Origin of the sequence: Enterobacter cloacae complex sp. P17RS (assembly GCF_014895885.1) — a bacterium.
Lineage (GTDB): Bacteria > Pseudomonadota > Gammaproteobacteria > Enterobacterales > Enterobacteriaceae > Enterobacter > Enterobacter bugandensis.
On the sequence record NZ_JADBQK010000011.1, the window covers coordinates 77,271 to 90,257 of the forward strand.

Below are 12,987 nucleotides of genomic sequence, written 5' to 3' on the forward strand. Positions count from 1 at the left end.
ATAATGAGCAATAGCAGCGTAGTTAAGGTTTTCATAGATAATTAGGAATTTATAAAGGGTCGATGGGGTTACCTGAGGTTTGAACCAGGGTAAGATAAAAATCCTGGTTAAAGGTTGCAAAACTTCCCAACGGACCGCGAATCCCGAGGGACAAAAAAACCGCCACATTGCTGTTGGCGGTTTTTTTATGGTTCACGCTTATGGTTTTATTACTCGATATCCAGCGGATCTTCAGAAAGGATAATGCCGGTATTATCGGCGTAGAGATGATCGCCTGAGAAGAAGGTCACGCCGCCGAAGTTAACGCGCACGTCGCTTTCGCCGATACCGTCACCCGCGGCCCCTACCGGTATGGCCGCGATGGCCTGAATCCCGATATCCAGGTCTTCGAGATCGTCCACCTGACGCACGGAACCGTACACCACAAGGCCTTCCCACTCGTTCTGGACGGCAATGCCGGCCAGTTCAGCATCAATCAGTGCGCGACGCACGGACCCGCCGCCGTCGACCACCAGTACGCGGCCACGGCCGTTCTGTTCGAGCAGATCGTACAGCAACCCGTTGTCCTCGAAACATTTCACCGTGACGATTTGCCCGCCAAACGATGACCGCCCACCAAAGTTGGAGAACAGCGGTTCAACGACGTTGACATCTTCCTGGTAGATGTCACAAAGCTCGGAGGTATCGTATTTCATAGGTTTAACGCTCAGTTGCTGCGAATGTGTTCAGTATATCGTGCGAAATGCGTTGTTGGCAAAATCATCAATTGTTAATTGATATTTGTCAGCTAACTGAGCGTCTGGCTTAACACAATCCCAATGACGAACAACAGGTTAGTCAGCAGCGCGCCTTTTACCGTTCGCTCCAGCATCGGCGGCATGGCTGCCGGGCTGAGTTCACGCATCACAAAGCGGGCCTGCTTAACCAGCAGCGGCGCGGCAAGCACAAACAGCCAGCCCCACAGACTGTGCAGGGAAATCAGGTTAAACAGCGCCAGGCAAACCAGCGCGCCAATAAGCAGGCAGGCATGATAGCGGCGCGCATTCACCGGCCCCAGACGCACCGCCAGCGTGTTCTTGCCGTTCTCACGATCGCTGTCGATATCGCGCAGATTATTGATATTGAGCACCGCCGTCGCCAGCAGGCCGCAGGCGGTCGCCGGGAGGAACAGGGCAGGGATCACCGTATGCGCCTGTAAGTACCAGCTCCCCATTACGCTCAGCCAGCCGAAGAACACCAGCACAGAGATATCCCCAAGGCCAATATAGCCGTAAGGGCGCGTGCCGACGGTGTAGGTGATGGCCGCGATAATGGCGAGCAGGCCCAGCACCAGGAAGCCAATGAAGTCGCTGGTAGTTTTCGAGGCGACCGTCACCAGCGCCAGGCCAGATAAGCAAATCAGCACCACGGTGATAATCAGCGCACGCTTCATCTGTGCCTGGGTGATCACCCCTTTTTGCATCCCGCGCAGCGGCCCGATACGGTCAGGCTTGTCGCTGCCTTTTACCGCATCGCCATAATCGTTCGCGAGGTTAGAGAGGATTTGCAGCAGCCCGGCGGTAATGAGCGCCAGACCTGCCACCAGCGGATCGAAATGCCCTTGCCACCAGGCAAGCGCGGTGCCGACAATAATGGCGGCAAAAGCCAGAGGAAGCGTTTTAGGGCGCAGACTTTCGAGCCACGCCTGAGTACGGCTGATATCAGTCATAGTAATTTAGCCAATAAAAATGGGGGCCTTAGCCCCCATTAACAGTGATGAGAATGCAGTAACCGCGATTATAGGATAAAACGGCTCAGATCTTCATCTGCCACTAACGCATCCAGATGTTTGCTCACATAGTCTGCGTCGATGGTAATGGTTTGACCGTTGAGGTCGCTCGCGTCATATGAGATGTCTTCAACCAGACGTTCCAGCACGGTGTGCAGACGACGCGCACCGATGTTCTCGGTGGTTTCGTTGACCTGCCATGCGGCCTGGGCGATACGCTTGATACCGTCTTCGGTGAATTCGAGGTTCACGCCTTCGGTCGCCATCAGCGCCTTGTACTGCACGGTAGCAGAGGCGTTTGGCTCCGTCAGGATGCGCTCGAAATCTTCGGTGGTCAGCGCCTGCAGCTCAACGCGGATCGGCAGACGACCTTGCAGTTCGGGGATCAGATCCGACGGGCTGGCTACCTGGAATGCACCGGAAGCGATAAACAGAATGTGGTCCGTTTTCACCATGCCGTGCTTGGTAGAGACGGTGCAGCCTTCAACCAGCGGCAGCAGATCGCGCTGTACGCCTTCGCGGGATACGTCCGGACCGGAGCTGTTGCCGCCGCGCTTACAAATTTTGTCGATTTCGTCGATAAACACGATACCGTGCTGCTCAACCGCGTCGATAGCGTCCTGCTTCAGCTCTTCCGGATTCACCAGCTTCGCCGCTTCTTCTTCAATCAGCAGCTTCATCGCGTCTTTGATTTTCAGCTTACGCGCTTTCTGCTTTTGGCCGCCCAGGTTCTGGAACATGGACTGCAGCTGGCTGGTCATTTCTTCCATGCCCGGAGGCGCCATGATTTCCACGCCCATCGGCGCGGCCGCGAGGTCGATCTCAATCTCTTTGTCGTCCAGCTGGCCTTCACGCAGTTTTTTGCGGAATGCCTGACGCGCGGCTGAAGGCTCAGCCTGCTGTTCAGCCTGGCCCCAGTTGTTTTTCGCCGGTGGGATCAGCACGTCGAGAATACGCTCTTCGGCCATCTCTTCCGCGCGGTAGCGGTTTTTCTCAATCGCCTGGACGCGCACCATCTTAATTGCAGAATCGGTCAGGTCGCGGATGATGGAGTCCACTTCTTTACCCACATAGCCCACCTCGGTGAACTTGGTGGCTTCAACTTTGATGAACGGCGCGTTCGCCAGCTTCGCCAGACGACGGGCGATTTCGGTTTTACCGACGCCGGTCGGGCCGATCATCAGAATGTTTTTCGGGGTGACTTCGTGACGCAGCTCTTCATCAAGCTGCATACGACGCCAGCGGTTACGCAGCGCGATAGCCACGGAGCGCTTAGCGTTATCCTGGCCGATAATGTGTTTGTTCAGTTCGCTGACAATTTCGCGTGGGGTCATTTCAGACATGGGAGATCCTTACGCTTTGGAGGTCAATTCTTCGATGGTGTGGTTGTGGTTGGTATAGATGCAGATATCACCTGCAATATCCAACGCCTTCACCGCGATATCACGCGCGTTCATGTCGGTATTTTCCAACAGCGCGCGGGCTGCAGCCTGGGCATAAGGGCCGCCAGAGCCGATGGCAATCAGGTCGTTTTCCGGCTGAATCACGTCACCGTTACCGGTGATGATAAGCGAAGCGGTTTCATCCGCGACCGCCAGCAGCGCTTCGAGCTTGCGCAGCATACGGTCGGTACGCCAGTCCTTTGCCAGCTCAACGGCAGCTTTCACCAGATGACCCTGGTGCATTTCCAGCTTGCGTTCAAACAGTTCAAACAGCGTGAAGGCATCCGCCGTGCCGCCTGCAAAACCGGCGATCACTTTGTCGTTGTAGAGACGACGGACTTTCTTCACGTTGCCTTTCATGACGGTATTACCCAGCGTGGCCTGGCCATCACCGGCGATTACCACATGGCCGTTACGGCGTACACTTACTATTGTTGTCACGAGCAGACCCCCTGGTTACAGATTCGGGAAACAGAAGCCCTGAGCCTGTGCTCAGGGCTGAATTAAATGATAGATGGGGGGGATTTTGGGGGTTTCAACCCCCGGAGGCGAGTCGAATGCAGTTTGTGTGGCCAGCCACTTTCAAACGGGAAATGGTGCCGTCTGCGTTTTCTTTGCCTTTAACCGGGCCGATCACCACGCGGTTCCAGCCGTTATTGGTGGTAATGCGTGAATCAAATCCTTCAAATGCCAGTTGAGCACGTACCGTTTCCGCCTGCTCGGCACCTTTAAACGAACCGCACTGCACCATCCAGCGGCGCTCGTCTTTTTTCTCTGCCGTCTGCTTCGGCGCTTCGGTCTCTTTGGTCACCGGCGCGGCCTGCTGCGTTTTCGGCTGCTGCGCGGTGGTATGCGCTGGCGTCTGGAGCAGATCCTGATACGGCTGCGCCGCTTGCTTTGGCGGCTGCGCTTTTGGCTGTTGAACAGGCTGCGACTGCACCGTACGCGTCTGCTGCTGCGGTTGCTGGTATGGCTGGGCCTTCGGCTGCTGTACCGGCTGAGTTTGCGTCCACTGCTGCTGTTGCTGCTGTTGCTGCTGTTGAATTTGTGCCTGGCGCTGACGCTGCAGCTGCAACGTTTGCTGACGCTGCGCTGGCGTTTGTTCATTCCACGGCACTTCATTCAGCTGCGTCGGCTGCTGGCGCATATCGGCCTGCATCTGTGCCAGCAGCTGGCGCTGCTCGTCCGTCAGCTGATCGGCATTCTTCACTTCGCCACCGGCTGAGGGCTCAGTAGGCGCACGCACGCCGGGCTGACGACTTTCCAGCTCTTTAATATAGCGCCAGCGCTCTTCAGGTTTCGGCGGCAGACCATTTCCCACCACTTTGTTGCCCTGAAGGGCCTCGGACTCTTCTTTTTTATGGTGCGTGATGAAGTACAGGCCGCCAATAAAGGCCACCAGCACGGCCGCAGCAATAGCGACCATTGCTGGCGAGACCGCAGGCAGACTACGCTGCTTGCTTTTTGAACTGCTCTTTTTGCGTCGCGAAGGTGCCGGCTGGCCGCGACGTACATAATCTCGTTGTGCCACTATCGTTTCGCTGTATTTATTCGTTCGTCAGCCCGCCATGTTACTTAAGCGGCGGGGCTTTGACCAGATAAGGGTGTCCGAAAGGCGTTTACTTTAAGTCAATGCCTGGGTAGAGCCGCGAATAATCAGCTCGCAGTCCAGCAAACGCGAGCCGCTGCTAACCGTTTGACCCTGCAGCTGATCCAGCAGAAGCAGCATCGCTTCGCGGCCAATCTGATAGCGCGGTTGTGAAACGGTGGAGAGCGGTGGATCGCAAAACTCTGAAAGTGAAATGTTATCGAATCCGATAATCGACAAATCTTTCGGCACGCGTAAGCCACGACGCTTGGCGTGTGAAAGCGCACCCAGCGCCATCACGTCGCTGTGGCAGAACACCGCCGTTGGCGATTCCGGCAGCGCCAGCAGTTTCTCCAGCGCCTGTCCGCCCGCTTCAAAGGTAAAATCACCGCGCGCAATATAGTGCGGATCGACAATCGCACCGGTACGGCGCAGCGCCTGAACATAGCCCTGCAGGCGGTAGTGGCACAGCGGCATCTCTTCCGGCCCGGCAATGCAGCCAATCCGCTTATGTCCCAGCTCCTGGAGATAGTTTACGGCGTTGAACGCGGCGGTGAGGTTATCAATGTGGACCGTCGGCAGCTCAAGCTCAGGCGCAAATTCGTTGGCCATTACCATCGGCGGTAAATTGCGCTGTTCTTCGATGCTGGCATCAAACGGCAGGCGCGAGCCAAGCAGCAGCATGCCGTCAATCTGCTTGGTGATAATGAGGTCGATAAAGGTTTTTTCCTGCTGGTTCTGGTGAGCGCAGTCGCCAATCAGCACCAGATAGCCCTGCTCCGCCGCCGTCACTTCGATACCGCGAATGATCTCGCTGAAGAAGGGATCGCAGATATCCGGCACTATTACCAGGATGGTCCGCGATTCATTGCGCTTGACGTTCCGCCCCATCGCCTGCGGGAAATACCCCACTTCCAGCGCCGCCTGTTCAACCTTGTTACGGGTCGCCTGGGAGACTTTATCCGGGTTCATTAATGCGCGGGACACGGTTGCCGTTGAGACTTGTGCTTTCTCGGCAACGTCTTTCATGGTCGCCGTGGCAACCTCTTTCCTGGACTTCAACGTCTTCTCCTCGCCTGAACACCGAACTGCGGACATCACCATTTTTACAGATAGTTAATGGAATCGGTTACAGAATTTTCATAAAAAGTGTGAGGCGCGTTAAATTTTTCGATCCGTCTTCAGCCTTCGATGGGATCGACGTCCAGTACCCACTTCACTTTACGCGCTTCCGGCAGGGTATTGATGAGCGCCAGCGTGCCGCTGACGATGTGCTGCAGGCGAATACGCGAGGGGTGCTGAAGCAAAATTTGCCAGCGGAAACGTCCACCGCGTTTTGGCGCCAGCGCCGGCACCGGGCCCAGGATCCACAGCTGGTTATCCACCAGCGGGCTGGCCTGCAGGAGATTCCTCAGCTGTTGCAGGAAAAGCGGCGCCTGCTGGTTGTTATGATCCTCCGCGCGGATGATGACGTGGCTGGTCCACGGCGGCAGCTGCATGGTCTGGCGTTCGGCCAGCGCCTGCTCGGCAAAGGCGTCATAGCCTTTGTGCAGCAGAGTCTGTAGCAGCGGGTGCTCAGGGTGATGCGTTTGCAGTACTACCTCGCCCTGTTTACCCGCGCGTCCGGCACGCCCGGCAACCTGGGTATAAAGCTGGGCGAAGCGCTCGGCGGAGCGGAAATCTGCCGAGAACAGCGCGCCGTCGACGTCGAGCAGGGCGACCAGCGTCACGTCCGGGAAGTGGTGCCCTTTGGCCAGCATCTGGGTGCCAATCAGGATGCGCGCGCCGCCGCGATGCACTTCCGCCAGCTGCTGCTCCAGCGCCCCCTTGCGGCTGGTGGTGTCCCGGTCGATTCGGGAAATAGGCACGTCCGGGAAGAAAGGGCCAAGCGCCTGTTCCAGCTGTTCCGTTCCCAGCCCCACCGGCACGATATGCGTGGAACCACATGACGGGCACTGGCGAGGCACGGGACGCTGGCTGTCGCAGTGGTGGCAGCGCAAGTGTCGCTGGGCCTGATGGAAGGTGTAGTAGTGGTCGCAGCGCGGGCACTCGGCAATCCAGCCGCAGTCGTGGCACAGCAGGGCGGGGGCGAATCCGCGACGGTTCAGGAACAGGATGACCTGGTTCCCCGCCTGCAAATGCTGGCGCATGCGGGAAATCAAGGCGGGCGCTAAGCCGGCCTGCACCTGCTGGCCTTTGAGATCCAGCACGTGCTGAATGGCCGGGCGGGCATTCCCCGCGCGGCGCGTCAGGCGCAGCATGTGGTATTTACGCTGGCGCACGTTGTGCAGCGTTTCGAGCGCAGGCGTGGCGGATCCGAGAATAATGGGAATTTGCTCGCTGTGTGCACGGTAGACCGCCAGATCGCGGGCGTGATAGCGCCAGCCTTCCTGCTGTTTATAGGAGCTGTCGTGCTCTTCGTCGATGACGATGACACCGAGGTTTTTAAACGGCGTAAACAGCGACGAGCGGGTGCCGATCACAATCGCCGCTTCGCCGTTTTTCGCTTTCAGCCAGGCGCTGAGGCGCTCGCTGTCGTTCAGCCCGGAGTGCAGAACCTCAACGGGCGCGTTAAAGCGCTCGCGGAAGCGGGCGATGGTTTGCGGCGTCAGGCCGATTTCCGGCACCATCACCAGCGCCTGTTTGCCCTGCGCGAGCACGTTTTCCAGCACGCTCAGATAGACTTCGGTCTTGCCGGAGCCCGTCACGCCCGCCAGCAGCCAGGCGGAAAAGTGGTCCGAGGCGCTATGAATGGCGCCTACCGCGGTAGCCTGTTCGGTATTCAGGCGCAGGCGATCGCCCGAGACGGAGAAGCCGTCGCGCCAGTCGTGAAGGGCGGGCGCTTCGCTGGCCAGCTCGCTCAACCCTTTCTTTCTTAATGCCTGTAGCGCCGTTTCGCTGACCTCAAGCTCGTCGACCTGGTGCCGCCAGATTTTTCCCTGACGCAGCGCCGCCAGCGCCTGCTGCTGTTTCTGCGAACGCTTCAGGCTGTTGATGTCTACGGCCTGCCCCTGTTCGGTGGCAAACCAGTACCACATCGGGGCGTGGCTGGCGCTTTTGCCCTGGCGCAGCAGGATCGGCAGGGCGTGGAACAGAACGTCGCCAATCGGGTGATGATAATAATCTGCCGCCCACAGCAGCAGTCGCCAGGTGCTGGTGGAGTAAACCGGCTCGCTGTCCAGCACCTCAACCACCGATTTCAGTTCATTGAGGGGTAATTCGCTTGTATCGCTGACGGAGACGACGATCCCCACGCGCTGCTGTTTGCCAAACGGCACGGTCACGCGACAGCCCGCTTTGGCGCTCATGCTGTCGGGCAGCAGGTAGTCAAAGGTGCGGGGAAGCGGAACGGGCAGGGCAACGTGAGCGACGGGCATCGAATCTTCCTGACTTGAAAAGTGGCGCGTTAGTATACACATTAGTAAAAGCGGCGTGCGGATCAGTTTGCATACGTTGGTTAAATTCTGTATGATTCGCCGCCTTTGGTGTACTTTACGCCAAAGAACTTACATTCAACATCGCGTGGTGTCTGGCGTTAGGGCTGGAAGAGCGACGCGGCCTTAACTGAGGTTCTCCCATGAAAAAAGATATTCACCCGAAATACGAAATGATTACTGCAAACTGCTCTTGCGGTAACTCTATCCAGATCCGCTCTACCGTGGGTCACGATCTGAACCTGGACGTGTGCGGCAAATGCCACCCGTTTTACACTGGTAAGCAGCGTGATGTTGCAACCGGTGGCCGTGTTGACCGCTTCAACAAGCGTTTCAGCATCCCGGGCGCTAAATAAGTTTCCCGAAAAAAAGGCACCGCAAGGTGCCTTTTTTGTATCCGCTTCTCAGTATTCCCACGTCTCCGGGTCAATACCCAGTTCACGCATGATCACCTTCGCCTCTTCCGGAATTTCGTCGCTACGCTCTTTGCGCAGATCGTCATCGTTCGGCAACGGTTGGCCGGTAAACGCATGCAGGAACGCTTCGCACAGCAGTTCGCTGTTGGTCGCGTGACGCAGGTTGTTCACCTGACGACGCGTACGTTCATCGGTGAGGATCTTCAACACCTTCAGAGGAATGGAAACCGTAATTTTCTTTACTTGCTCACTCTTCTTACCGTGCTCAGCGTATGGGCTGATATATTCGCCGCTCCATTCAGCCATGAGATACCTTTAATCCTCTCAGTCATTAATCTAAAGGTGCAAACCGGTCACTGCCCGTTTTGAACCGTAATCTTGCGTAGTTTACCGTAGAGACGATACCGTGGCACGGATATTGCCGCTGCAGCGTGCACTAAAGCATATAATTTTAACGGCTATTTGCGCATTGCTCAATCTATACGCAAAGAAGTTTAGATGTCCAGATGTATTGACGTCCATACTTTCAATGTTTACTCTGGTGGCTGACTTTTCACCTTATTCGCCAGGAAGCCCTCACCATGACGCGTAAACAGGCCACGATCGCAGTGCGTAGCGGATTAAATGATGACGAGCAGTACGGCTGCGTTGTCCCGCCCATTCATCTTTCCAGCACCTACAATTTCACCGGATTTAATGAACCGCGGGCGCATGACTACTCGCGTCGCGGCAACCCTACGCGTGATGTAACCCAGCGCGCGCTGGCGGAACTGGAAGGCGGCGCGGGTGCGGTATTAACCAATACCGGTATGTCTGCCATTCACCTGGTGACCACGGTGTTCCTGAAGCCTGGCGATCTGCTGGTTGCGCCGCACGACTGTTACGGCGGCAGCTATCGTCTGTTTGACAGCCTGGCAAAGCGCGGCTGCTACCGCGTTCTGTTTGTCGATCAAAACGACGAACAGGCGCTGAAACAGGCGCTGGCAGAGAAGCCGAAGCTGGTTCTGGTGGAAAGTCCAAGCAACCCATTGTTGCGCGTTGTCGACATTGCGAAAATTTGTCAGCTCGCAAGGGATGCGGGAGCGATAAGTGTAGTGGATAATACCTTCCTCAGTCCGGCCCTTCAGAACCCGTTAGCACTGGGTGCGGATCTGGTATTGCATTCATGCACTAAATATCTGAACGGCCATTCTGACGTGGTGGCGGGCGTGGTGATTGCAAAAGATCCCGACGTTGTCACGGAACTGGCATGGTGGGCTAATAATATCGGCGTCACCGCGGGCGCGTTCGACAGCTACCTGCTGTTGCGCGGCATCCGCACGCTGTCGCCGCGCATGGACGTGGCGCAGCGTAATGCCCAGGCGATTGTCGATTTCCTGAAAACCCAGCCGCTGGTGAAGAAGCTTTATCACCCGTCGCTGCCGGAAAACCAGGGGCATGAGATTGCCGCGCGCCAGCAGAAGGGATTTGGCGCGATGTTAAGTTTTGAACTGGACGGTGACGAGCAAACGCTGCGTCGCTTCCTGAGCGGGCTGTCATTGTTTACGCTGGCGGAATCCTTAGGTGGGGTTGAAAGCTTGATCTCCCACGCCGCGACCATGACACACGCAGGTATGGCACCGGAAGCACGTGCCGCCGCCGGGATTTCCGAGACGCTGCTGCGTATCTCGACCGGTATTGAAGATTCTGAAGATTTAATTGCCGATCTGGAAAATGGCTTCCGGGTCGCAGCCAAGGGGTAATCATGAGTGTGATAGCGCAGGCAGGGGCGAAGGGTCGTCAGCTGCACAAGTTTGGTGGTAGTAGTCTTGCTGATGTGAAATGTTATCTGCGCGTCGCAGGGATCATGACCGAATATTCACAGCCGGGTGACATGATGGTTGTCTCGGCGGCGGGCAGCACCACCAACCAGTTGATTAGCTGGCTGAAACTGAGCCAGACCGATCGCCTTTCTGCGCATCAGGTGCAACAGTCCTTACGTCGTTACCAGAGCGAGTTGATTGCCGGCCTGCTGCCTGCGGACGTGGCGGACGGGCTGATCAGCGCCTTCACGCATGACCTTGAGCGTCTGGCTGCTCTGCTGGACAGCGGGATTACCGACGCGGTGTATGCCGAAGTGGTGGGCCACGGTGAAGTGTGGTCCGCGCGCCTGATGGCCGCCGTACTGCAACACCTGGGCCTAGACGCGGCCTGGCTCGACGCGCGTGATTTCCTGCGTGCGGAACGCGCCGCGCAGCCGCAGGTGGACGAAGGGTTGTCCTATCCGCTGCTGCAACAGCTGCTGGTGCAGCATCCGGGCAAACGTATTGTCGTCACCGGCTTTATCAGCCGCAGCAACGCCGGTGAAACCGTGCTGCTGGGCCGTAACGGCTCGGACTACTCGGCAACGCAGATCGGTGCCCTGGCGGGCGTGTCCCGCGTCACCATCTGGAGCGACGTGGCCGGTGTCTACAGCGCGGACCCGCGTAAAGTGAAAGATGCCTGCCTGCTTCCGCTGCTGCGTCTCGACGAAGCGAGCGAGCTGGCGCGTCTGGCGGCACCGGTTCTGCACGCCCGTACGCTGCAGCCGGTTTCCGGCAGCGATATTGACCTGCAGCTGCGCTGTAGCTATACGCCGGATCAGGGGTCTACCCGCATTGAGCGCGTGCTGGCGTCCGGCACGGGCGCGCGCATTGTCACCAGCCACGACGACATCTGCCTGATTGAGTTCCAGGTGCCTGCGGGTCAGGACTTCAGGCTGGCGCATAAAGATATCGACACGATCCTGAAACGCGCCCAGGTGCGTCCGCTGGCCGTTGGCGTGCATAACGATCGTCAACTGCTGCAGTTCTGCTATACCGCCGAAGTGGCGGACAGCGCGCTGAAAATTCTCGACGAAGCGGGCCTGCCGGGCGAGCTTCGCCTGCGTCAGGGGCTGGCGCTGGTGGCGATGGTCGGCGCGGGCGTCACCCGTAACCCGCTGCACTGCCACCGTTTCTGGCAGCAACTGAAGGGCCAGCCGGTGGAGTTCACCTGGCAGTCGGAAGAGGGCATCAGCCTGGTCGCCGTGCTGCGTAAAGGCCCAACCGAAAGCCTGATTCAGGGTCTGCACACCTCGCTGTTCCGCGCGGAAAAACGCATCGGCCTGGTGCTGTTTGGTAAGGGTAACATCGGTTCCCGCTGGCTGGAGCTGTTCGCCCGCGAACAGGTCACGCTTTCGGCGCGTACCGGGTTTGAATTTATTCTTGCGGGCGTGGTGGATAGCCGCCGCAGCCTGCTGAACTATCAAGGGCTGGACGCCAGCCGGGCGCTTGCCTTCTTTAACGATGAAGCGGTTGAGCAGGATGAAGAGTCGCTGTTCCTGTGGATGCGCGCGCACCCGTATGACGATCTGGTGGTGCTGGACGTCACCGCCAGCGAACAGCTTGCCGATCAGTATCTGGATTTCGCCAGCCACGGTTTCCACGTCATCAGCGCCAACAAGCTGGCGGGGGCGAGCAGCACCGATAAATACCGTCAGATCCACGACGCGTTTGAAAAAACGGGCCGCCACTGGCTCTATAATGCCACCGTTGGCGCGGGCCTGCCGGTTAACCATACCGTGCGTGACCTGATTGAAAGCGGCGACAGCATTCTGGCGCTGAGCGGGATCTTCTCCGGCACGCTCTCCTGGCTGTTCCTGCAGTTTGACGGCACCGTACCGTTCACCGACCTGGTGGATCAGGCGTGGCAGCAGGGCTTAACCGAGCCCGATCCGCGCGTTGACCTCTCCGGTAAAGACGTGATGCGCAAGCTGGTGATCCTGGCTCGTGAAGCCGGTTATGACATCGAGCCGGATTCCGTACGCGTCGAGTCGCTGGTGCCTGCGGGCTGCGAAGAAGGTTCTGTTGATCACTTCTTCGAAAACGGCGACGAGCTGAATGACCAGATGGTGCAGCGTCTGGAAGCGGCAAACGAGATGGGGCTGGTGCTGCGCTACGTGGCGCGTTTCGAGGCGAACGGTAAGGCGCGTGTGGGTGTCGAGGCGGTGCGTCCTGACCATCCGCTGGCGGCCCTGCTGCCGTGCGATAACGTCTTCGCCATTGAAAGCCGCTGGTACCGCGATAACCCGCTGGTGATCCGCGGCCCGGGCGCGGGGCGCGATGTCACCGCTGGGGCTATCCAGTCCGATATTAACCGTCTGGCTAAGCTGCTGTAAAAAGTGAATTTCCCTCTCCCTGTGGGAGAGGGTTAGGGTGAGGGCATCAGACCGCGCTCACCCTCATCATGAACTCCCTTCACCTTCCCTGAGCAAACCTCACCGTTATTGTGATTATTTCTGTTGACGTCACGCCGCTTTTCCGTCATTTTTACATCTGGA

11 protein-coding genes are annotated in these 12,987 nt (G+C 57.9%); 3 read left to right on the forward strand and 8 right to left on the reverse strand.

Features of this window, described 5'->3' with window-relative positions; genetic code table 11:
• Window positions 1-209: 209 nt before the first annotated feature.
• From rraA to priA, 7 genes are all read right to left on the reverse strand, one after another.
• The gene (gene rraA / locus IM265_RS12125; protein ID WP_023309687.1) at window positions 210-695 is read right to left on the reverse strand and encodes a ribonuclease E activity regulator RraA; all 486 of its coding nucleotides are present in this window, start codon (window positions 693-695) and stop codon (window positions 210-212) included.
• A gap of 92 nt (window positions 696-787) precedes the next feature.
• Window positions 788-1,714: a 1,4-dihydroxy-2-naphthoate polyprenyltransferase gene (gene menA, locus IM265_RS12130; RefSeq protein ID WP_100171285.1), complete on the reverse strand. Its 927-nt coding sequence runs from the start codon at window positions 1,712-1,714 to the stop codon at window positions 788-790.
• A gap of 62 nt (window positions 1,715-1,776) precedes the next feature.
• Window positions 1,777-3,111: an HslU--HslV peptidase ATPase subunit gene (gene hslU, locus IM265_RS12135; protein WP_028014840.1), complete on the reverse strand. Its 1,335-nt coding sequence runs from the start codon at window positions 3,109-3,111 to the stop codon at window positions 1,777-1,779.
• 9 nt (window positions 3,112-3,120) lie between these two features.
• Window positions 3,121-3,651 (reverse strand): ATP-dependent protease subunit HslV, encoded by a 531-nt coding sequence (hslV, locus tag IM265_RS12140; protein ID WP_008501802.1) that lies wholly within the window; start codon window positions 3,649-3,651, stop codon window positions 3,121-3,123.
• 94 nt (window positions 3,652-3,745) lie between these two features.
• Complete coding sequence (ftsN, locus tag IM265_RS12145; RefSeq protein WP_193031899.1) at window positions 3,746-4,741, reverse strand: cell division protein FtsN; 996 nt, start codon at window positions 4,739-4,741, stop codon at window positions 3,746-3,748.
• 93 nt (window positions 4,742-4,834) lie between these two features.
• Complete coding sequence (gene cytR / locus IM265_RS12150; protein WP_193031897.1) at window positions 4,835-5,860, reverse strand: DNA-binding transcriptional regulator CytR; 1,026 nt, start codon at window positions 5,858-5,860, stop codon at window positions 4,835-4,837.
• Between the two features lie 119 nt (window positions 5,861-5,979).
• On the reverse strand, window positions 5,980-8,175 hold the full coding sequence (priA, locus tag IM265_RS12155; RefSeq protein WP_047362498.1) for a primosomal protein N': 2,196 nt from the start codon (window positions 8,173-8,175) through the stop codon (window positions 5,980-5,982).
• Window positions 8,176-8,375: 200 nt separating this feature from the next.
• On the opposite strand from priA, the gene rpmE reads away from it, so the two are divergent.
• Window positions 8,376-8,588 carry a 50S ribosomal protein L31 gene (rpmE, locus tag IM265_RS12160; protein ID WP_003862040.1) on the forward strand — a complete coding sequence of 71 codons (213 nt, stop codon included), beginning with the start codon at window positions 8,376-8,378 and terminating at the stop codon, window positions 8,586-8,588.
• A 48-nt stretch (window positions 8,589-8,636) separates the two neighbouring features.
• Here the strand turns inward: rpmE and metJ are convergent, their stop codons facing one another.
• Window positions 8,637-8,954: a met regulon transcriptional regulator MetJ gene (gene metJ, locus IM265_RS12165; RefSeq protein WP_003862042.1), complete on the reverse strand. Its 318-nt coding sequence runs from the start codon at window positions 8,952-8,954 to the stop codon at window positions 8,637-8,639.
• 275 nt (window positions 8,955-9,229) lie between these two features.
• On the opposite strand from metJ, the gene metB reads away from it, so the two are divergent.
• A complete protein-coding gene (gene metB / locus IM265_RS12170; protein WP_021242813.1) occupies window positions 9,230-10,390 on the forward strand; it encodes a cystathionine gamma-synthase in 1,161 nt (386 codons plus the stop codon).
• Between the two features lie 2 nt (window positions 10,391-10,392).
• Complete coding sequence (locus IM265_RS12175) at window positions 10,393-12,825, forward strand: bifunctional aspartate kinase/homoserine dehydrogenase II (protein ID WP_193031895.1); 2,433 nt, start codon at window positions 10,393-10,395, stop codon at window positions 12,823-12,825.
• Window positions 12,826-12,987 lie beyond the last annotated feature (162 nt).

Excerpts from the sequence above, each read along its gene's own strand:
- rraA (WP_023309687.1), bottom strand. The coding sequence starts at position 695 with ATGAAATACGATACCTCCGAGCTTTGTGACATCTACCAGGAAGATGTC.
- hslU (WP_028014840.1), bottom strand. The coding sequence starts at position 3,111 with ATGTCTGAAATGACCCCACGCGAAATTGTCAGCGAACTGAACAAACAC.
- priA (WP_047362498.1), bottom strand. The coding sequence starts at position 8,175 with ATGCCCGTCGCTCACGTTGCCCTGCCCGTTCCGCTTCCCCGCACCTTT.
- rpmE (WP_003862040.1), top strand. The coding sequence starts at position 8,376 with ATGAAAAAAGATATTCACCCGAAATACGAAATGATTACTGCAAACTGC.
- metJ (WP_003862042.1), bottom strand. The coding sequence starts at position 8,954 with ATGGCTGAATGGAGCGGCGAATATATCAGCCCATACGCTGAGCACGGT.
- metB (WP_021242813.1), top strand. The coding sequence starts at position 9,230 with ATGACGCGTAAACAGGCCACGATCGCAGTGCGTAGCGGATTAAATGAT.
- IM265_RS12175 (WP_193031895.1), top strand. The coding sequence starts at position 10,393 with ATGAGTGTGATAGCGCAGGCAGGGGCGAAGGGTCGTCAGCTGCACAAG.